Below are 21,217 nucleotides of genomic sequence, written 5' to 3'. Positions count from 1 at the left end.
ATAGGATGAAAGGATAAGTGACCATGACGCTTCAGATTTATAATACGATGAGTCGTACAAAAGAAGAATTTGTTCCCCAAGAGCCAGGGAAAGTAAAAATGTATGTCTGCGGACCAACGGTATATGACTATATTCATATTGGAAATGCACGCCCGGTTATCTTTTTCGACACGGTTCGTGGATACCTGGAACAGACAGGACATGATGTAAACTATGTGGTGAACTTCACGGATGTGGACGATAAGCTGATTCGCAAAGCCGAACAACTTGGAACAGACGTTCCTCACGTCGCGGAGAAGTTTATTGCAGCTTACTATGAAGACCTTGAGGGATTGGGTATTCCCAAGGCAAGCAGCAACCCGAGAGTAACGGAAAACATGCCGCTCATTATTGATTTTATCCGTGAGTTGGTTGAAAAAGGTTTCGCATACGAAAATGGCGGTGACGTCTATTACCGTACAGGCAAATTCAGCGAGTATGGTAAGCTATCGAAGCAAAATTTACAGGAGCTGCAATTTGGAATCCGTGTAGGTGTGGACGAGCGCAAAGAGCATCCCGAAGATTTCGTGCTCTGGAAGGCTGCAAAACCAGGTGAGATCTATTGGTCCAGTCCTTGGGGCGATGGTCGACCAGGTTGGCATATTGAGTGCTCCGCCATGGCTAGGGAGTACCTTGGGGATACACTGGACATTCACGGGGGTGGACAGGATCTGCAGTTCCCGCACCATGAGTGCGAATGCGCCCAATCCGAGGTGTTAACAGGTAAACCACTTGCGAACTACTGGATGCATAATGGATTCATCCGGATTGATAACGAGAAGATGTCGAAATCACTTGGTAACGGTGTTCTTGTTAAAGATTTGCGGAATCAATATAAACGCGAAGCGATTCGTTACTTTATGTTGTCTACCCACTATCGTAACCCGTTGAATTTCACGGATGATACGATGGAGCAGGCACAGAATAGTGTGGACCGGATTGCGAATGCTGTAGGTAACCTGAACCATCGTCTGAGCGCGGTAACCGTAGATCAGGATATCACAGCAGAGTTTGCGGCAAGACTCGACCAAATCCGTCAGCAATATCATGAGAAGATGCAGGATGATTTCAATACTCCTGATGCGATCACTGCTATGTTTGAGTGGGCAGGGGAAGCCAATCAACTGTTACAGCAGGAAGTTGTCAATGCGGCAGACATACGTGCGCTCCTTGAATTGTTCAGTGAATTGAATGCTGTGCTTCGCATCTATACAGATGGAGAGCCAGAACTTCTGGATGAGGAAGTAGAACAGTTGATTGAAGAACGTGTAGAAGCGCGCAAGTCCAAAAACTGGGCAAGAGCGGATGAAATTCGTGATGAGTTGTCTGCACGGGGCATTCTGCTTGAGGATACGGCGCAGGGTATGAGATGGCGGCGCAAATGAGCGAAGGACATCCAAATACACCAAAACAACAGGAGCAGGTCACGGAGGGAGGATGGTTCCCGTATCCTCCGTCCAGACCTGCGAAGTTGATTCCACCTATTGCACTGGCCTATATTGGTGACGCGGTATATGAGGTAGCTGTTCGTCAATATCTATTGTCGAAAGCCAACATGCGTCCCAATCATCTGCACCGTAGTGCAACCGGATTGGTATCAGCGAAGGCACAGAGCCGCATTCTTGCAATGATTGAGGCTGAACTGACAGAGGAAGAACGCGATATTGTCCGGCAAGGGCGGAATGCCAAGTCGGGTAGTGTACCCAAAAATGCAGATGTGTTGGAGTATAGACATGCCACGGCTTTTGAATGTCTCATTGGTTATCTCTACAGCAGTGGTCATCATGATCGCATGATTGAACTGATTAGGCTTGGCATTGAACACGCGGAACAACAATCGTCTTCGCCGACAAAAAAATAGAAATTTCAACAAAACAACGCATTACAGAGAGGAACGAACAACGATGGAAGAAGAATGGATCGCGGGTAAACACTCCGTGACGGAGGCGCTGCGTTCAGGCCGGACCATTAATAAAATATGGATTGCCGATACAGCACAGAAACATCTGACTCAACCTATTATCTCGGAAGCCAAAAAACTAGGTATTGTCATTCAACATGTGGACAAGCGTAAGCTGGATCAAACGGTACCAGGCATTCAGCATCAGGGGGTAGTTGCACAAGCTGCACCATACGCTTATGTGGAGGTAGAAGACATTCTTGCCGCAGCGAAAGCGAAGAATGAGCATCCTTTCCTGATTCTGCTGGATGAGATCGAAGATCCTCATAACCTGGGGTCGATTTTGCGGACAGCGGACTGCACGGGTGCACATGGCGTTATTGTACCCAAACGTCGCTCGGCAGCAGTAACAGCAACGGTATCCAAAACGTCAGCAGGCGCTGTGGAGTACGTGCCAGTGGCTCGTGTAAGTAATCTTGGTCAGACCATTGATCGTCTCAAAGAGGAAGGTGTATGGGTTGTAGGGACAGATGTCACGGCTCATGAAGGTGTCTTTGGTAATGGAGTCTTTACTGGCCCTGTTGCACTGGTAATCGGGAATGAAAACAAGGGAATGGGACGACTTATTCGTGAGAAATGCGACGTACTGATCAAATTACCGATGCAAGGTCAGATTAACTCCTTGAATGCTTCCGTGGCAGCGGGTGTTGTCATGTATGAAGTGCTCCGCTCGCGTCAAGCGCAGGAATAGAAGGTATGGCTGATTCCCGTGATGTGCTTCTTGTAGACGGGTACAACATGATTGGCGACTGGCCGGAGTTAACCAAACTGGCAGAAAGTGGGCTAGAAGAGGCGCGCAACAGGCTTCTTTTTCGTCTTGCCGACTATCAGGCTTTCTCCGGCCGGCGAGTCATTGTTGTGTTTGACGCCTACCTCGTGCCTGGACTCGGTAAATCCTTTACACAGAGCAAAGTGCAGATATATTTTACAAAGGAAAAAGAGACGGCAGACGAATGCATTGAGAGACTCGTTCGGGAACTAAGCATGCGAAGACGCCAAATCTATGTGGCTACGAGCGATATGGTAGAGCAACATGTCATTTTCGGACAGGGAGCGCTACGCGTATCTGCAAGGGAACTGCTCATTGAGGTTGAGCAGAACGAAAAAGAATTAAAAAAACGACTGGAAGAAGATCAGGCGAAGACCACGCGTAATACACTCGGGGGCAAGTTGAGTCCGGATGTATTGAAAGAGTTTGAGCGGTGGCGCCGGGAATAACAGTTCGTTTTTACAAAAATTAGAATATTGAAACTCTTGACATTTATGTTATTGATGTTCTTTTTTAGGCAGAGCGTGGTTGACGGTGTGAGGTACCATCATATATACTGATCCTATATTTCATAGAGTAGAGTAACGGGGTACCTTGCGTTGCAGCCGGAGGGATTGTCTGTGAGTGTCGACCTCAAAGATATCATGTTATCTAAGTATGATTACCAAAGTGACGAAGACATTGTCGAAGCTTTCCGTGAAGGCGAAAGCGAAGCGTTAGAGTTTTTGATTAACAAGTATCGTAACTTTGTACGCGCCAAGGCTAGATCTTATTTTCTGATTGGGGCAGACCGGGAAGATATTATTCAAGAAGGAATGATTGGCCTCTATAAATCCATTCGAGATTTTAAAGGGGACAAGCTGGCTTCATTCAAGGCTTTTGCTGAACTGTGTATTACAAGACAGATTATCACGGCGATTAAGACAGCAACACGTCAGAAGCATATTCCGCTTAATTCTTATGTATCTCTGGACAAGCCCATTTATGACGAAGAGTCTGATCGTACGTTACTCGATGTGATTTGTGGAACCCAGGTCAGTGATCCGGAAGAATTAATCATCAATCAGGAAGAGTTTGTGGGCCTGGAAGATAAAATGTCCGAGATTCTAAGTGATCTGGAGCGTAAAGTATTGATGTTGTATCTGGACGGGAGATCTTATCAAGAGATTGCAGTAGATTTGGACAGACATGTGAAGTCCATTGATAATGCACTTCAGCGCGTCAAGCGCAAACTTGAAAAGTACCTGGAAGTTCGAGATAATTGAACACATGTTGTCGTTGATGGAAAAGGCTCGGTGTTTGAGTCTTTTTTTACTGTCTCAAGTTTATAAAATCAAAGAATGTTTATACTAGTAATCGCTCGGTCCGTATAGGAGAAGAGAAAAACAGAGATGCGAAACGAATGTACGTTGTACGGAAGTAATACCCAATGAATGAAAGGCTATTCTTTCATTGACATGGTTATACCCTTGTGATAAAGTGTTTTAGGTAGGCCTAAATTTATGGCTTTTTTTCAGGATCAATTTAGAGACTCTGCTTGAATGTGGAAGTCTTCGGGAGGTGTACATCATGCGGGTAATTATTACTTTGGCTTGTACTAACTGCAAACAAAGAAATTACACTACGACAAAAAACAAGCGTAATCACCCCGACCGCATGGAGATGAAGAAATTTTGCAAGTTTTGTAACGAGCAGACTTCTCATCGCGAAACCAGATAGTTTTTGGAGGTGTCGGCGTGAAACGAAGTTTCAAATCTCTGATTTCCTTTTTCTCAGAAAGCTGGGCTGAACTTAAAAAAGTTCGCTGGCCTAATCGTAAAGAGCTGACCAACTACACATTGATCGTACTTGGTACTGTTGTGGTTATGACGCTGTTTTTTTGGGTCATTGACATTGGCATCTCCTTTGTGATCGAAGCGATTATTTAAGAAGGGTTCCGGTGGCTTGATATGGAAAAAAGATGGTACGTCGTTCATACCTATTCAGGGTATGAGAACAAGGTCAAGGCCAATTTGGAAAAACGCGTCGAGTCTATGGGCATGGAAGACAAGATATTCCGCGTTCTTGTTCCTATGGAAGAAGAAGTGGTAAACAAGGACGGTAAGAAAAAAACCGTTATGCGTAAAGTTTACCCGGGTTATGTCTTGGTGGAAATGGTACAGACGGATGATTCTTGGTATGTTGTTCGCAACACACCAGGTGTTACAGGATTTGTCGGTTCGACAGGTTCTGGGTCCAAACCAACTGCTTTGTTGCCTGAAGAAGTGGAACAAATTCTGAAGCACATGGGCATGGTTGAACCTAAGCCGAAAATTGAGTTCGATATTAAGGAATCCGTGCGTATTAAAGTCGGTCCTTTTGCGAATTTCGTAGGCTCCGTGGAAGAAATTTTGGTAGACAAAAGCAAGTTGAAAGTGCACGTAAACATGTTTGGACGGGAAACACCGCTTGAGTTGGAATATACGCAAGTGGAGAAGATATAGTTTCTTCAAGTTTCTTGTGGGAGGGCTGCAAGGCCCGTTAACCACTATTTTGCAAGGAGGTGTCAATCATGGCAAAAAAGGTAATCAAAATGGTAAAACTGCAGATTCCAGCAGGTAAAGCAAATCCAGCGCCACCAGTAGGTCCAGCTTTGGGTCAAGCAGGTGTCAACATCATGGCATTCTGTAAAGAATTCAACGCTCGTACAGCTGATCAAGCAGGATTGATTATTCCAGTTGAAATTTCTGTATTCGAGGACCGTTCCTTTACTTTCATCACTAAAACTCCACCAGCAGCAGTTCTGTTGAAAGTGGCAGCTAAAGTTGAAAAAGGATCCGGAGAACCGAACAAGAAAAAAGTTGCTACTGTTAAACGTGATGCGGTTCGTCAAATCGCAGAAACAAAAATGCCTGACCTGAATGCAGCAGACGTTGAGTCCGCTATGCGTATGGTCGAAGGTACTGCCCGCAGCATGGGTATCACCATCGAAGACTAATTTTCATAAGAAACATGGCTTCGTAAAACCGGTCGATTCGCGACCGGTTGATGTGGGAGGTATATCCGCTAACACCACAAAGGAGGAATAAAACATGGCTAAACACGGTAAAAAATACCTGGAAGCTGCTAAGCTGATTGACAGCGAAGCAACTTACGAGCCTTCAGAAGCTGTAGAGCTTGTGAAAAAGGCAGCTACTGCAAAATTCGATGAAACAATCGAAGCGGCAGTTCGTTTGGGTGTAGACCCTCGTAAGCAAGACCAGGCTGTACGTGGTGTTGTTGTCTTGCCACACGGCACAGGTAAAACACAACGCGTATTGGTATTTGCAAAAGGTGACAAAGCGAAAGAAGCGGAAGCGGCTGGCGCGGACTATGTTGGTGATGCAGACATGATCAACAAAATCCAACAAGGCTGGTTCGAATTCGACGTCTGCGTAGCGACACCAGATATGATGAGTGAAGTAGGTAAATTGGGCCGACTGCTCGGCGGTAAAGGTCTGATGCCTAACCCTAAAGCCGGAACGGTAACTTTCGATGTAACTAAGGCTGTTCAAGAAATTAAAGCCGGTAAAATCGAATATCGTCTGGATCGTGCAGGTCAAATTCATGCACCGATTGGTAAAGCTTCTTTCTCTTCTGAGCAACTTAATGAGAACTTCAAAGCTCTCATGGAAGCTCTGAATCGTGCTAAACCAGCGGCAGCAAAAGGTGTTTATCTGAAGAATGTTAGTCTTTCTTCCACGATGGGCCCTGGAGCACGCGTGAACGCAGCAGCTTTTAGATAATATCTCTTGACAGGCTTGTCCTGTTTTTGATAAGATATAAAAGTTGTGAGTCCGAGTGACTGACCGTTGACATTTGAATATGCTTGCCGTAGACAGTAGGTGCCATTAGGCTTAATTTCCTGCCGAGGTGTGATTATAGAACTTAGAACGATGCAAATCGATGATGAGTATATATCAAGCCTTCGTGATTCTACGGAGGCTTTTCTTAATGGGATAAATTTGACCAGGAGGTGTACAGATTGGCAAACGCAAAAGTGATTCAAGCAAAACAAGAGTCCGTTGATGCAGTAACAGCAAAATTGCGCGAGAGCGTTACAACTGTTGTTGTTGACTATCGCGGATTGAACGTTGCCCAAGTAACTGAGTTGCGTAAGCAACTTCGTGAAGCAGGGATCGAATTCCAAGTGCTGAAAAACTCGTTGCTTCGCCGTGCAGCTGCAGCAGCAGAACTGACAGAACTCGATAGTGTTCTTACAGGTCCTACTGCAATTGCATTCAGCGCAGACGACGTTGTGGCTCCCGCTAAAATTCTGAACGACTTCGCGAAAAAGAACGATGCACTGGAATTGAAAGGTGCTATCGTAGAAGGTCGCGTAATCGGAGTACAAGAAGTTAAGGCGTTGGCAGAATTGCCATCCCGCGATGGACTCCTTTCCATGCTCCTCAGCGTGCTTCAAGCGCCAGTGCGCAACTTCGCGCTTGCGGTTAAAGCAGTTGCAGAAAAAGAAGAGCAAGGCGCGTAAGCAACTTGATCTGAACGCTGCTTAGGCGGCAAATGAATTAAAAAAATAATATTATATATGGAGGTTCACTCATGAGTAAAGAGCAAATCTTGGAAGCAATCAAAGGCATGACTGTACTGGAATTGAACGATCTTGTTAAAGCAATCGAAGAAGAATTCGGCGTAACTGCTGCAGCTCCAGTAGCTGCTGCAGGTGCAGGCGCTGCTTCTGCTGAAGCTGAGCAATCCGAGTTCGACGTAATCTTGACTAACGCTGGTGCTTCCAAAATCAACGTTATCAAAGCAGTTCGCGAAATCACAGGTCTTGGCCTGAAAGAAGCAAAAGAACTGGTTGACAACGCTCCAAAAGCATTGAAAGAAAAAGTTGCTAAAGAAGAAGCAGAAGCGGTTAAAGCTAAGCTTGAAGAAGCTGGCGCTACAATCGAAGTTAAATAATTTAGCTTTTATAAGCTAGATGAACAAAACAACAAACCCCTTGACTTATATCAAGGGGTTTGTTGCTGTAATTGTAAATGGAAAGTGAGTGAGGACATGTCCAATCATTATTATTCGGACAAACCGCAAGTAGCGCATGATCGCAGAGCAACTGAAGCGATTCTTCGCGGATTCAGTCTGCGATTCGTGACGGACGCCGGTGTGTTTTCCAAAAACGGAATCGATTATGGCAGCAGAGTATTGATTGATGCGATAGAGTTGCCATCAGGGGCTCATGTTCTCGATGTGGGTTGTGGATATGGACCGATGGGTCTTACAGCAGCCAAACTTGTACCGGACGGACATGTCACCATGATCGATATCAACGAGAGAGCCGTTGAACTTTCCATGGAAAATGCAAAAGCGAACGGGATTAACAATGTTACCGTATTGCAAAGTAATCTACTGGCTGAAGTAAAAAAGCAAGATTTTGACGTTATCTTAACCAATCCGCCTATACGGGCTGGGAAAGAGACGGTTCATACTATTTTCGAACAGGCACATCGTCATCTGAAGGTAGGTGGTTCGTTGTGGATTGTCATTCAGAAGAAACAAGGGGCTCCATCAGCAAAAGCGAAGTTGGAATCTTTGTTTGGAAGAGTGGAAGAAGTGACGAAGGATAAAGGCTACCGGATTTTCAAAGCGATGAAATCGGAAGAGGATTCTACTAAAAGCTGAATCCGAGTTTGTAAAGTAAGCAGGGGATCATTTTTTTTGCAATAGGACTATTGACTTGAAATTCAGGTCGTGGTATTATTGTAAAATGTCAGTATTAAGATGCCCTACTTGGCTTTAGCTAACTAAAAATGTCAACCTTTTTTTACGCCGAACGGGCTTATTATGCCTACGTTTGGCGTATAATATGTACATTTTGGGCAAACTGGGGATAAGAATGTTTTGGAAAGACATCCGCCGATCAAAGTTGCTCTTTTTTCGAACGACATTTCGAGTAAGGGCTTTTCTTTATTTGTGGATGCATTGCTTTGCTCTGTATGTGTACCATTATAAGGTTACAAACAGAGGTTCGCAACGAAATTTTTAAAGTGAGTAGACATTGAGGGGTGAGTTTAAGTTGGCAGGACATCTTGTTCAATATGGTCGACGCACTCGGCGCAGTTATGCACGAATTAACGAGATACTCGAAGTTCCTAACCTGATTGAAATCCAACAAAAATCATATGATTGGTTTTTGGAGGAAGGGTTGCGCGAAATGTTCCAGGATATCTCGCCGATCCAGGATTTCACAGGCAACTTGATTTTGGAATTTATCGATTACAGTCTCGGTGAACCGAAGTATACAGTAGATGACGCGAAAGAGCGTGACGTTACTTATGCAGCACCGCTTCGGGTCAAAGTCCGGCTCATTAATAAGGAAACCGGCGAAGTCAAAGAGCAGGAAGTATTCATGGGAGATTTCCCGCTGATGACCAACACGGGCACATTTATTATTAATGGTGCGGAACGGGTTATTGTCAGCCAGTTGGTTCGCTCTCCTAGCGTTTACTTCAGTACCAAAGTAGATAAAAACGCCAAAAAAACGTATACCGCTACAGTTATTCCTAACCGCGGCGCTTGGCTCGAACTGGAGATGGACGCGAAGGATGTTGTTTACGTCCGGATCGACCGTACACGTAAAATACCGGTTACGGTTCTCCTGCGTTCACTTGGTTTTGGCACAGATGCTGAGATTCTGGATCTGCTCGGTAATGACGAATATATCCGCAACACACTGGACAAAGACAACACGGATTCCACGGAGAAAGCACTCATTGAGATCTACGAGCGTCTTCGTCCGGGCGAGCCACCAACATTGGATAATGCGAAAAGCTTGCTCGTAGCACGTTTCTTTGATCCAAAACGTTATGACCTTGCTAATGTAGGTCGTTACAAAATGAATAAAAAACTTCACATCAAAAACCGTTTGTTTAACCAACGCTTGGCTGAATCACTTGTTGACGCTGAAACAGGTGAAATCATTGCTGAAGCAGGCCAAATGGTTGATCGTCGTTTGTTGGATGAAATCATGCCGTATCTGGAGAAAAGCGTTGGATTCCGCACGTATCACGTGGGTAACGGCGTTTTGGATGCCAATGATATCCCTATGCAAACGATTGATGTATTCTCACCAACTGAAGATGGTAAAGTTGTTAAACTGATTGCCAATGCAAACATTGACAAGTCCGTTAAAAACGTGACTCCGGCGGATATTATTTCGTCCATCAGTTATTTCCTTAACCTTCTGCAGGGAATTGGTAGCACGGATGATATCGATCATCTGGGTAACCGTCGTTTGCGTTCAGTGGGTGAACTCCTGCAGAACCAGTTCCGTATCGGTTTGTCCCGTATGGAGCGTGTGGTTCGTGAGAGAATGTCCATTCAGGATGCCAACGTCATTACACCACAGGCATTGATCAATATACGTCCTGTTATTGCATCCATTAAAGAGTTCTTTGGTAGTTCTCAATTGTCACAGTTTATGGATCAAACGAACCCGCTGGGTGAGTTGACACATAAACGTCGTTTGTCCGCACTCGGACCCGGTGGTTTGACGCGTGAGCGCGCAGGTATGGAAGTGCGTGACGTCCATCCATCCCACTATGGCCGTATGTGTCCGATCGAGACTCCAGAGGGACCAAACATCGGTTTGATCAACTCCTTGTCAACGTTCGCCCGTGTGAATGAATATGGCTTCATTGAAGCTCCATATCGTTGGGTTGATCCGAAGACAGGTATTGTGACCGAGCAAATTGATTACCTGACAGCGGATGAAGAGGACAACTATGTCATCGCGCAAGCGAATGCGAAGTTGAACGAAGACGGTACATTTGAAGAAGAAGCGATCATTGTACGTTACAACAAACAGTCGGATAACATCCTTACGATGCCGAGTGAGCGAGTTGACTACATGGACGTATCTCCTAAACAGGTTGTATCCGTCGCTACAGCGCTTATCCCGTTCCTTGAGAACGATGACTCCAACCGTGCACTCATGGGATCTAACATGCAGCGGCAGGCGGTTCCACTCTTGATTCCTAAAGCACCACTTGTAGGAACAGGTATGGAGCACAAAGCTGCAAAAGACTCTGGTGTATGTATTGTCTCCGATTATGACGGAATTATTGAACGTTCTTCTGCGAACGAGATTTGGCTCCGTCGTGTTGAAGAAGTGGACGGTCAGGAAGTTAAAGGCGATATCGTTAAATATAAATTACACAAATTTATGCGTTCGAACCAAGGAACATGCATTAACCAGCGTCCGATTGTCAAAAGAGGTGCTGCTGTCAAAGCTGGCGATATCCTCGCTGACGGTCCTTCAACGGAAATGGGTGAATTGGCTCTGGGACGTAACGTTGTTGTTGCCTTCATGACTTGGGAAGGTTACAACTACGAGGATGCGATCTTGCTCAGTGAAAAACTCGTTAAGGAAGATGTATACACATCCATCCATATCGAGGAGTATGAGTCTGAAGCACGTGATACCAAGCTCGGACCTGAAGAGATCACACGTGACATCCCTAACGTTGGGGAAGAAGCGTTGCGTAACTTGGATGAGCGCGGTATTATCCGCATCGGTGCTGAGATCAGTGCTGGCGACATTCTGGTTGGTAAAGTAACACCTAAAGGTGTAACAGAGCTGACAGCAGAAGAACGTCTCCTGCATGCGATCTTTGGTGAGAAAGCACGTGAAGTACGTGATACTTCCTTGCGTGTACCACATGGTACCGACGGTATCGTAGTAGACGTGAAAGTATTTACCCGTGAAAACGGTGATGAACTGCCTCCAGGTGTTAACCAACTCGTTCGTGTATATATCGCTCAAAAACGGAAAATTTCCGAGGGTGATAAAATGGCCGGACGTCATGGTAACAAAGGGGTCGTGGCCCGCATCTTGCCGGAAGAAGATATGCCTTTCCTGCCAGATGGTACACCGGTTCAGATCGTTCTTAACCCACTGGGCGTACCGTCCCGGATGAATATCGGTCAAGTACTTGAGGTTCACTTGGGTATGGCCGCAATGCAACTGGGTATTCACGTAGCAACTCCTGTATTCGACGGAGCGAAGGAGTATGATGTCTTCGATACGATGGAAGAAGCAGGAATGCAACGTAATGGTAAAACCGTCCTGTATGATGGTCGTACAGGTGAAGAATTTGAACGTGAAGTTACCGTTGGTGTCATGCACATGATCAAATTGGCACACATGGTTGATGATAAAATCCATGCCCGTTCCACGGGTCCTTACTCACTTGTTACGCAACAGCCATTGGGTGGTAAAGCCCAATTTGGTGGACAGCGTTTCGGGGAGATGGAAGTATGGGCGCTTGAGGCGTACGGTGCTGCTTATACACTGCAAGAAATCTTGACTGTTAAATCCGATGATGTTGTTGGTCGGGTTAAAACATATGAATCCATTGTTAAGGGCGAGAATGTTCCTGAACCAGGTGTTCCTGAATCATTCAAAGTATTGATCAAAGAGCTGCAAAGCTTGGGTATGGACGTTAAGATTTTGAGTGAAGATGAGCAAGAGATTGAAATGAGAGAAATGGACGATGAAGATGACGCTGCGAGCGATAAGCTCAGCCTCAACCTTGAGGGTACAGAGGTCGGAGCGGAATAATTCGCTTCGAGCGCATGATGACCGGCGTTTTTCATCAGGCTCGCGTCTTGCTCCGGCTTCGGCCGGAGAGGGCGTAACCTAGATTACAGGAATTGGTTAAGGAGGGTTGCTCCTTGTTGGACGTCAACAATTTCGAATACATGAAGATCGGGCTTGCTTCCCCAGAGAAAATTCGTTCTTGGTCCCGCGGAGAAGTGAAAAAACCGGAAACGATCAACTATCGTACGTTGAAACCGGAAAAAGAAGGGCTGTTCTGCGAAAAGATTTTTGGCCCTACAAAAGACTGGGAATGTCATTGCGGTAAATACAAACGCGTTCGTTATAAAGGCGTTGTCTGTGATCGTTGTGGCGTTGAAGTAACACGTGCGAAAGTACGTCGTGAACGGATGGGCCATATTGAGCTCGCTGCTCCGGTATCGCATATCTGGTACTTCAAAGGTATTCCGAGCCGTATGGGTCTTGCTCTGGATATGTCTCCAAGATCTCTTGAAGAGATTATCTACTTTGCATCATATGTTGTAACGGATCCAGGAGAAACTCCACTGGAGAAAAAACAGCTGTTGTCCGAGAAAGAATACCGCAGCTACCGTGAAAAATACGGTTATGGTTTCCAGGCTGGCATGGGCGCAGAAGCGGTTAAAAAACTGCTTCAAGATCTTGACATAGATAAAGAGCTCGAGTTCCTGAAAGAAGAGCTCCGGACTGCGCAAGGACAACGTCGTAATCGTGCAATCAAACGTCTGGAAGTTATCGAAGCTTTCCGTAACTCTGGCAACAAGCCAGAGTGGATGATCATGGATGTACTTCCTGTTATCCCACCGGAACTTCGTCCAATGGTACAGTTGGACGGTGGACGTTTTGCAACGTCTGACCTTAATGACTTGTATCGCCGTGTAATTAACCGGAATAACCGTCTGAAACGTCTGCTTGATCTGGGCGCGCCAGATATTATCGTGCAAAATGAAAAACGGATGTTGCAGGAAGCTGTTGATGCATTGATCGATAATGGTCGTCGCGGTCGCCCGGTAACGGGTCCTGGTAACCGTCCATTGAAATCCCTCAGCCACATGCTGAAAGGTAAACAAGGACGTTTCCGTCAGAACTTGCTCGGTAAACGGGTTGACTATTCTGGTCGTTCCGTTATCGTTGTCGGACCTTATCTGAAAATGTATCAGTGTGGTCTGCCAAAAGATATGGCACTTGAATTGTTCAAGCCTTTCGTTATGAAAGAGCTTGTAAATAAAGGGCTTGCCCACAACATCAAGAGCGCGAAACGTAAAGTTGAGCGTGTAAGTCCTGAAGTATGGGATGTTCTTGAAGAAGTAATCAAGGAGCATCCGGTTCTGTTGAACCGTGCCCCTACGCTTCACAGACTCGGTATTCAAGCGTTTGAACCGATTCTCGTTGAAGGTAAAGCAATTCGTCTTCACCCACTCGTATGTACGGCATACAATGCCGACTTTGACGGTGACCAAATGGCCGTGCACGTTCCGTTGTCCGCTGAAGCTCAAGCGGAAGCACGTATTCTGATGCTTGCATCAGGAAACATTTTGAACCCGAAAGACGGTAAACCGGTTGTTACTCCTTCCCAGGATATGGTGCTTGGTTCTTATTACCTCACTATGGACAACAAGGAAGAAAAGGGCACAGGTATGATTCTGCGTACAGTGAACGAAGCAGTATCGGCATACCAACGTGGTACTGCTGGTCTGCACGCTCGTGTAGCTATTCCGGTTAAGGCGCTTGGTAAAACAAGCTTCACGGAAGAGCAACAAGAAGGAATGTTGCTGACTACTATCGGTAAAATTATCTTCAATGAAATTTTCCCGGCAAGCTTCCCGTATATCAATGATGCGACTCGTGCGAACCTGTACCAAGGTACTGCAGATCACTCATTTGTATATGAAAAAGGTGCTGACCTCAGAGAGGCTATTATGAATGCTCCTCTGGCTGGCGGTGTCGGCAAAGAATATCTCGGTTCCATCATTGCACGTTGTTTCGAAATTTATCACACAACGGAAACAGCCGTTATTTTGGATAAAATCAAACAACTTGGATTCACATACTCTACCCGTGCCGGTATCACGGTTGCGGTATCTGATGTTATCGTTCCGCCTGAGAAGTTTGAAATTCTTAGACAGTCTGAGGATAAAGCACAAATCGTTACGAATCAGTACCGTCGTGGTCTGATTACGAATGAAGAGCGCTATGACCGTATCATTGATATCTGGTCAAAATCCAAAGATGACATCACTGAGATTCTGATGAAGTCCATGGACCGTTACAACTCGATCATGATGATGGTAGACTCCAAAGCACGGGGTAACAAATCGCAAATCACCCAATTGGGCGGTATGCGTGGTCTGATGGCCAACCCGTCTGGTCGAATCATCGAACTCCCAATCAAATCGAACTTCCGTGAAGGTCTGACAGTACTCGAGTACTTTATCTCCACTCACGGAGCGCGTAAAGGTTTGGCGGATACAGCCCTGCGTACAGCCGATTCAGGTTACCTGACTCGTCGTCTCGTAGACGTAGCCCAAGACGTAATCGTGCGTGATGATGATTGTGGTACAGATAAAGGCTTTACGGTAAGTCGTATCCAGGATGGTAAAGAGGTTATTGAAGATCTCTATGACCGTATTGAAGGCAGATACTGCTTCGAGACAGTTCGTCATCCGGAAACGAAAGAAATCATTGCAGGTCGTAATGAATTGATTGACTCCGACAAAGCAGAGGCAATCATCAAAGCGGGCGTAACCAAATTGCAAATCCGTTCCGTACTCAGCTGCCGTGCAAGTCATGGTGTCTGCAAGAAGTGTTACGGTCGTAACCTTGCGACAGGTAAACATGTGGAGATCGGTGAAGCAGTTGGTATTATTGCAGCACAATCCATTGGTGAGCCAGGAACACAGTTGACAATGCGTACGTTCCACACCGGCGGTGTAGCCGGAGACGATATTACGCAAGGTTTGCCGCGTATCCAGGAGTTGTTTGAAGCTCGTAATCCTAAAGGTCAAGCAACGATCAGTGAAATTGATGGTGTAGTTAAAGAGATTCGCGAAGCGAAAGATCGTCGTGAAATCGAAATTCAAGGTGAAGCGGAGTCCAAAGTATACTCTGTTACCTACGGTTCCCGTGTGCGCGTAAGCGAAGGCATGGAAATTGAAGCTGGTGATGAGTTGACAGACGGTTCCATCGATCCAAAAGAAATGCTGCGCATTAAAGGCGTACGTGGCGTACAAAACTACATTTTGCAGGAAGTACAGCGCGTATACCGTAACCAAGGCGTAGAAATCAATGACAAACACGTTGAAGTTATGATCCGTCAAATGCTGCGTAAAATCCGCATCGTAGATGCAGGGGATACAACGCTGTTGCCAGGGTCGTTCGTAGATACGCATGAGTACGAAAGAGCTAACAAAATTGCGATTCTTAGTGATAAAGAGCCAGCGGTTGCTAAACCAATCCTGCTCGGTATTACGAAAGCATCCCTGGAAACAGACTCGTTCCTCTCAGCGGCTTCGTTCCAAGAAACTACACGTGTACTGACAGATGCAGCGATCAAAGGTAAAGTCGATCAGTTGCTCGGTCTGAAGGAAAATGTAATCATCGGTAAATTGATCCCTGCAGGTACAGGTATGCACCGTTACCGCAGCATCAAGTTTGCTGAGCCAGAAGATGGCCAATCTTCAGTAGAAGAACTCGAGCCAGTTTCGGTTGATTAAATAGATTTCTTCTCATTTAGAGAGGAAGAAAGTTTTGTACGTCAGGAGGCGGACGCTTGTATAGTGCAGGCGGACGAATCCTGATGTACGTAAACTTTTATAAAATCTTTTAGGATTAGCATTGACAATGCTTGCGCTAGATGCTAATATATCAAAGGTGCGTGGGCAGCTGATTGTACATGGTTCTATTCGGAGGAATGCACAATGTCTAATGAAAAAGCCTTGCAAGATGCTCATGTCAAAATAGGTACCAAACAGACCATGCGGATGGTGCAGACAGGTATGGCTTCTGAAGTCTATGTCGCAGAAGATAGTGATCCGCAGCTCACTTCCAAAATCATTGCCTTGTGTGAACAACACAATGTAAAGTACACGAAAGTGGATACAATGAAAAATCTCGGCAAAGCTTGCGGGATTGGAGTGGGAGCAGCTATGGCTGCTGTCGTAAAATGATAGTGTAAGGAACGTTTTTGTCCGAGAACTTTTAGGGATTCTCCAAGGCAAAAACTTTTCATTTGTCTTTTTATGAACCGCCTGGGTCTGTGGACTTAGCGAAAAGAGGTTTATAAAGAAACATGAATATTTGAGGAAGGGGGTGGCAATCACATGCCAACTATCAATCAACTGGTTCGTAAAGGACGTCAAGCAAAAGTTGAGAAGTCAAAATCTCCAGCTTTGCAAAAAGGATTCAACGCTTTGAAACGTGAATCTACTAACATCAGTGCCCCACAAAAACGTGGTGTCTGCACTCGTGTAGGTACAATGACTCCACGTAAACCAAACTCTGCACTTCGTAAGTATGCCCGTGTTCGTTTGACGAACCGTCTCGAGGTAACTGCTTATATCCCGGGAATCGGACATAACCTCCAAGAGCACAGTGTGGTATTGATCCGCGGAGGTAAAGTTAAAGACCTTGCAGGGGTTCGTTATCACATCGTTCGTGGAGCTCTCGATACTGCAGGCGTAAACAACCGTATGCAAGCTCGTTCGAAATACGGTGCAAAACGTCCAAAAGCTAAAAAAGCCTAAACCATTATAAGCAGAGAACCTGAAAGCCTTCTGGCTTAGGTCTGGAAGGTACAGGGTCTGCTGAACAAGAAAGAAAGGGGGATATCCATGCCACGCAAAGGTCCAGTTACGAAAAGAGACGTGTTGCCAGATCCGGTATACAACTCTAAGTTGGTTACTCGTTTGATCAATCGCATCATGCTCGACGGAAAACGCGGTGTTGCTCAAAGCATTCTGTATAATGCGTTCAAGTTGATTCAAGAACGTACGGGTAATGACCCGATGGAAGTATTTGAAGCAGCAATCAAGAATATCATGCCAGTCCTGGAAGTTAAAGCTCGCCGTGTCGGCGGTGCCAACTACCAAGTACCAATCGAGGTAAAACCAGAGAGACGTACTGCTCTGGGACTACGTTGGCTCGTGAACTACTCCCGCAACCGCGGTGAGAAAACAATGGAAGAGCGTTTGGCGGCTGAGATCATCGACGCTTCCAACAACACAGGCGCTTCCGTTAAAAAACGTGAAGATACGCACAAAATGGCTGAAGCGAACAAAGCGTTTGCTCACTACCGTTGGTAGGATTCAGTTCACAATAAAAAACTTCTATTTTGAAGGGAGACCCATTTCATGGCTAGAGAGTTCTCCTTAAAAAATACACGTAATATCGGGATCATGGCTCATATTGATGCGGGTAAAACCACGACAACTGAGCGGATCTTGTTCTACACAGGACGTACGCACAAAATCGGTGAAGTACACGAAGGCGCTGCGACAATGGACTGGATGGAACAGGAACAGGAGCGCGGAATTACGATTACTTCCGCTGCGACTACCGCTGCTTGGAAAGGCCACCGCGTTAATATTATTGATACCCCGGGACACGTTGACTTCACTGTTGAAGTTGAACGTTCCCTTCGTGTATTGGACGGAGCAGTTGGTGTATTCAGTGCGAAAGAAGGCGTTGAGCCTCAGTCTGAAACTGTATGGAGACAGGCTGACAAGTACGGCGTACCTCGTATCGCATATGTAAACAAAATGGATATCATCGGTGCTGACTTCTTGAACGTTGTATCCGACATGCGTGATCGCCTTCAAGCGAACGCTGTTGCGATTCAGCTTCCAATTGGCGCTGAAAATGATTTCATCGGTATTATCGATATTGTTGAACAAAAGGCTCATATGTACAAAGATGACCTTGGTCAAAATATCGAAGAAACAGAAATTCCTGCGGAATTTAAAGAGCAAGTTGAAGAACTCCGTAATGAATTGATTGAGCGTGTTGCAGAACTGGATGAAGAATTGACAATGAAATACCTGGAAGGCGAAGAAATCTCTATTGAAGAGATCAAAGGGGCTCTCCGTAAAGGTGTTGTAGATGTTAAGATCTTCCCTGTTATCTGTGGATCCTCATATCGTAACAAAGGTGTTCAACTGATGTTGGATGCTGTTATCGACTACTTGCCAGCTCCAACAGATGTACCTTCAATCACTGGTCATCTTGAAGATGGAACTGAAGCAGTTCGTAAGTCCTCTGATGAAGAGCCATTCTCCGCATTGGCATTCAAAATCATGACTGACCCTTACGTTGGTAAATTGACATTCTTCCGCGTATATTCCGGTATTCTTCAATCCGGTTCATATGTATTGAATGCAACTAAAAACAAACGTGAGCGTATCGGTCGTATCCTTCAAATGCATGCGAACAGCCGTCAAGAGATCACTGAAGTTTACTCCGGTGATATTGCAGCTGCCGTAGGTTTGAAAGATACCGGTACAGGTGATACACTATGTGATGAGAAAAATCCGGTTATCTTGGAGTCAATGAACTTCCCTGATCCGGTTATCGAAATCGCCGTTGAACCTAAAACCAAAGCTGACCAAGACAAAATGGGTGTTGCTCTCGGTAAGTTGACTGAAGAGGATCCAACTCTTCGTGCTCATACTGATGAAGAAACAGGTCAAACTATCTTGGCAGGTATGGGTGAGCTTCACCTTGATATTATCATCGACCGTATGCGTCGTGAGTTCAAGGTTGAAACTACTGTGGGTAAACCACAAGTAGCTTACCGTGAAACATTCCGTGCTCCAGCGCGCGTTGAAGGTAAATTCGTACGTCAATCCGGTGGTCGTGGTCAATACGGTCACGTATGGGTTGAATTCGAACCTCTCGAGCCGGGTACAGGCAGCCAGTTCGAAAGTAAGGTTGTCGGTGGTTCCGTTCCTAGAGAATACATTCAACCTGCACTGTCAGGGATTGAAGAGCAAATGAAAAACGGCGTTATCGCAGGCTTCCCGCTTGTTGACGTTAAGGCTACAATCGTAGACGGATCTTACCATGATGTCGATTCCAATGAGATGGCATTTAAAATTGCCGGATCAATGGCGCTTAAAGCGGCTAAAGACAAGTGTAAACCAGTTCTGCTTGAGCCTATCATGAAAGTAGAAGTAACAGTTCCAGAAGAGTACATGGGTGACGTAATGGGTATGTTGAACTCCCGTCGTGGCCGCATCGAAGGTATGGATTCCCGTAGTGGAGCTCAAATCATCCGTGCTAAGGTACCTTTGTCTGAAATGTTTGGTTACTCTACAACTCTTCGTTCCGGTACTCAAGGACGCGGCGTGTTCTCCATGGAACTCTCTCATTATGAAGAAGTTCCTAAGAGCATCGCTGAAGAAATCGTTGCCAAAACAAAAGGCACCGAGTAGTTTTCTCACACTGGATGTAAGTGCATAAGAATTCATTTCGGAGCACTTCATTCAGTGAAAACATAAAATTATAATTTTAAGGAGGCCACGTTCAAATGGCAAAGGCTAAATACGAACGTAATAAACCCCACGTTAACATCGGTACTATCGGTCACGTCGATCACGGTAAAACAACTCTGACTGCTGCAATCACAACTGTATTGTCCAAAACTTACGGTGGTGCTGCTGTAGCATTCGACCAAATCGACAAAGCTCCAGAAGAGCGCGAGCGCGGTATCACTATCTCCACAGCACACGTTGAGTACGAAACTGACACTCGTCACTACGCTCACGTAGACTGCCCAGGTCACGCCGACTATGTTAAAAACATGATCACTGGCGCGGCACAAATGGACGGAGCTATCTTGGTAGTATCCGCAGCTGACGGCCCAATGCCACAAACTCGTGAGCACATCTTGCTCTCCCGTCAAGTAGGCGTACCTTACATTGTTGTATTCTTGAACAAATGTGACATGGTTGAAGACGAAGAGTTGTTGGAATTGGTTGAGATGGAAGTTCGCGACCTTCTTAACGAATATGAGTTCCCAGGTGACGATACTCCAATCACTCGTGGATCTGCTCGTGAAGCACTGGCTAACCCAGATGGCGAATGGGCTCAAAAAATCGTTGAGATGTTCAAAGAAATCGACACTTACATCCCACTGCCTGAGCGTCAAACTGACAAGCCTTTCTTGATGCCTGTCGAGGACGTATTCTCTATCACTGGTCGTGGTACTGTTGCTACTGGCCGTGTAGAGCGTGGTACTGTTAAAGTCGGCGAAGAGATCGAAATCGTTGGTATCACTGAAGAAACTAAAAAATCTGTTGTAACTGGCGTTGAGATGTTCCGCAAATTGCTGGATTCCGCTCAAGCAGGTGACAACATCGGAGCACTTCTTCGTGGTGTTGACCGTAACAACATCGAGCGTGGCCAAGTTTTGGCTAAACCGGGTTCTGTTAAGCCTCACACAGAATTCACAGCTCAAATCTACGTTTTGACTAAAGAAGAGGGCGGACGTCACAAACCATTCTTCACTGGTTACCGTCCACAGTTCTACTTCCGTACAACTGACGTAACAGGCATCATCAACTTGCCTGAAGGTACTGAAATGGTAATGCCTGGTGATAACATCACAGTTACTGTTTCCCTGATCTCCCCAATCGCGATTGAAGAAGGAACTAAGTTCTCCATTCGTGAAGGTGGACGTACAGTAGGTGCCGGTTCCGTAGCATCGATCCAAAAATAATTCGGCTTAACGCTGAATAAAGCATATGCAACAGTGTACTGGAACGAGTAACATTGTATTGTAACGAAGCTTCGGAAGAGTTCTTTATCCGACATCGGATAAAGAACTCTTTTATTATGTGTA

The 21,217-nt window shown here is 45.7% G+C and carries 20 protein-coding genes and 1 other annotated feature; all 20 genes read left to right on the top strand.

Features of this window, described 5'->3' with window-relative positions:
• Nucleotides 1–23 precede the first annotated feature (23 nt).
• The 20 genes from cysS to tuf all read left to right on the top strand — a co-directional run bounded on the left by cysS (nucleotide 24) and on the right by tuf (nucleotide 21,094).
• Nucleotides 24–1,424 carry a cysteine--tRNA ligase gene (cysS, locus tag NLBNIHML_RS13930; protein WP_339257571.1) on the top strand — a complete coding sequence of 467 codons (1,401 nt, stop codon included), beginning with the start codon at nucleotides 24–26 and terminating at the stop codon, nucleotides 1,422–1,424.
• Nucleotides 1,421–1,900: a Mini-ribonuclease 3 gene (locus NLBNIHML_RS13925; protein ID WP_494354561.1), complete on the top strand. Its 480-nt coding sequence runs from the start codon at nucleotides 1,421–1,423 to the stop codon at nucleotides 1,898–1,900. Before cysS ends, NLBNIHML_RS13925 begins: the two co-directional genes overlap by 4 nt.
• 43 nt (nucleotides 1,901–1,943) lie before the next feature.
• Nucleotides 1,944–2,690, top strand: coding sequence for a 23S rRNA (guanosine(2251)-2'-O)-methyltransferase RlmB (gene rlmB, locus NLBNIHML_RS13920; RefSeq protein ID WP_339238014.1), 747 nt, complete (start codon nucleotides 1,944–1,946; stop codon nucleotides 2,688–2,690).
• 5 nt (nucleotides 2,691–2,695) lie between these two features.
• Nucleotides 2,696–3,217: an NYN domain-containing protein gene (locus NLBNIHML_RS13915; protein WP_036607162.1), complete on the top strand. Its 522-nt coding sequence runs from the start codon at nucleotides 2,696–2,698 to the stop codon at nucleotides 3,215–3,217.
• A gap of 171 nt (nucleotides 3,218–3,388) precedes the next feature.
• The gene (gene sigH / locus NLBNIHML_RS13910; RefSeq protein WP_017692059.1) at nucleotides 3,389–4,033 is read left to right on the top strand and encodes an RNA polymerase sporulation sigma factor SigH; all 645 of its coding nucleotides are present in this window, start codon (nucleotides 3,389–3,391) and stop codon (nucleotides 4,031–4,033) included.
• Between the two features lie 304 nt (nucleotides 4,034–4,337).
• Nucleotides 4,338–4,487, top strand: a complete 150-nt coding sequence (gene rpmG / locus NLBNIHML_RS13905) for a 50S ribosomal protein L33 (RefSeq protein ID WP_072735843.1) — start codon at nucleotides 4,338–4,340, stop codon at nucleotides 4,485–4,487.
• A 17-nt stretch (nucleotides 4,488–4,504) separates the two neighbouring features.
• Complete coding sequence (gene secE / locus NLBNIHML_RS13900) at nucleotides 4,505–4,696, top strand: preprotein translocase subunit SecE (RefSeq protein WP_017692060.1); 192 nt, start codon at nucleotides 4,505–4,507, stop codon at nucleotides 4,694–4,696.
• A 21-nt stretch (nucleotides 4,697–4,717) separates the two neighbouring features.
• Complete coding sequence (nusG, locus tag NLBNIHML_RS13895) at nucleotides 4,718–5,251, top strand: transcription termination/antitermination protein NusG (RefSeq protein WP_024633599.1); 534 nt, start codon at nucleotides 4,718–4,720, stop codon at nucleotides 5,249–5,251.
• A gap of 68 nt (nucleotides 5,252–5,319) precedes the next feature.
• Nucleotides 5,320–5,745 carry a 50S ribosomal protein L11 gene (gene rplK / locus NLBNIHML_RS13890; protein WP_017692062.1) on the top strand — a complete coding sequence of 142 codons (426 nt, stop codon included), beginning with the start codon at nucleotides 5,320–5,322 and terminating at the stop codon, nucleotides 5,743–5,745.
• A 94-nt stretch (nucleotides 5,746–5,839) separates the two neighbouring features.
• Complete coding sequence (gene rplA, locus NLBNIHML_RS13885) at nucleotides 5,840–6,532, top strand: 50S ribosomal protein L1 (RefSeq protein WP_017692063.1); 693 nt, start codon at nucleotides 5,840–5,842, stop codon at nucleotides 6,530–6,532.
• A 68-nt stretch (nucleotides 6,533–6,600) separates the two neighbouring features.
• Nucleotides 6,601–6,747: a sequence feature (ribosomal protein L10 leader region), on the top strand.
• Nucleotides 6,748–6,771: 24 nt separating this feature from the next.
• Complete coding sequence (gene rplJ, locus NLBNIHML_RS13880; RefSeq protein ID WP_278298115.1) at nucleotides 6,772–7,275, top strand: 50S ribosomal protein L10; 504 nt, start codon at nucleotides 6,772–6,774, stop codon at nucleotides 7,273–7,275.
• Between the two features lie 71 nt (nucleotides 7,276–7,346).
• Nucleotides 7,347–7,709, top strand: coding sequence for a 50S ribosomal protein L7/L12 (gene rplL / locus NLBNIHML_RS13875; protein WP_278298116.1), 363 nt, complete (start codon nucleotides 7,347–7,349; stop codon nucleotides 7,707–7,709).
• Between the two features lie 96 nt (nucleotides 7,710–7,805).
• A complete protein-coding gene (locus NLBNIHML_RS13870; RefSeq protein WP_339257568.1) occupies nucleotides 7,806–8,426 on the top strand; it encodes a class I SAM-dependent methyltransferase in 621 nt (206 codons plus the stop codon).
• Between the two features lie 394 nt (nucleotides 8,427–8,820).
• Nucleotides 8,821–12,366 carry a DNA-directed RNA polymerase subunit beta gene (gene rpoB / locus NLBNIHML_RS13865; RefSeq protein WP_091039164.1) on the top strand — a complete coding sequence of 1,182 codons (3,546 nt, stop codon included), beginning with the start codon at nucleotides 8,821–8,823 and terminating at the stop codon, nucleotides 12,364–12,366.
• Between the two features lie 113 nt (nucleotides 12,367–12,479).
• Nucleotides 12,480–16,094, top strand: a complete 3,615-nt coding sequence (rpoC, locus tag NLBNIHML_RS13860; RefSeq protein ID WP_339238005.1) for a DNA-directed RNA polymerase subunit beta' — start codon at nucleotides 12,480–12,482, stop codon at nucleotides 16,092–16,094.
• 204 nt (nucleotides 16,095–16,298) lie between these two features.
• Nucleotides 16,299–16,547 (top strand): ribosomal L7Ae/L30e/S12e/Gadd45 family protein, encoded by a 249-nt coding sequence (locus NLBNIHML_RS13855; protein ID WP_047841123.1) that lies wholly within the window; start codon nucleotides 16,299–16,301, stop codon nucleotides 16,545–16,547.
• 153 nt (nucleotides 16,548–16,700) lie between these two features.
• Nucleotides 16,701–17,123: a 30S ribosomal protein S12 gene (gene rpsL / locus NLBNIHML_RS13850; protein WP_017692070.1), complete on the top strand. Its 423-nt coding sequence runs from the start codon at nucleotides 16,701–16,703 to the stop codon at nucleotides 17,121–17,123.
• Nucleotides 17,124–17,210: 87 nt separating this feature from the next.
• Nucleotides 17,211–17,681: a 30S ribosomal protein S7 gene (gene rpsG, locus NLBNIHML_RS13845; RefSeq protein WP_018753997.1), complete on the top strand. Its 471-nt coding sequence runs from the start codon at nucleotides 17,211–17,213 to the stop codon at nucleotides 17,679–17,681.
• Between the two features lie 48 nt (nucleotides 17,682–17,729).
• Nucleotides 17,730–19,808, top strand: a complete 2,079-nt coding sequence (gene fusA / locus NLBNIHML_RS13840) for an elongation factor G (RefSeq protein ID WP_339238003.1) — start codon at nucleotides 17,730–17,732, stop codon at nucleotides 19,806–19,808.
• A gap of 95 nt (nucleotides 19,809–19,903) precedes the next feature.
• The gene (tuf, locus tag NLBNIHML_RS13835; protein ID WP_062836181.1) at nucleotides 19,904–21,094 is read left to right on the top strand and encodes an elongation factor Tu; all 1,191 of its coding nucleotides are present in this window, start codon (nucleotides 19,904–19,906) and stop codon (nucleotides 21,092–21,094) included.
• The last annotated feature ends 123 nt before the right edge of the window (nucleotides 21,095–21,217 follow it).

The organism is Paenibacillus sp. JNU01, from assembly GCF_059130585.1.
Note: the sequence above shows the minus strand (reverse complement) of the source record. Positions and strands in the feature narration are given on the sequence as shown.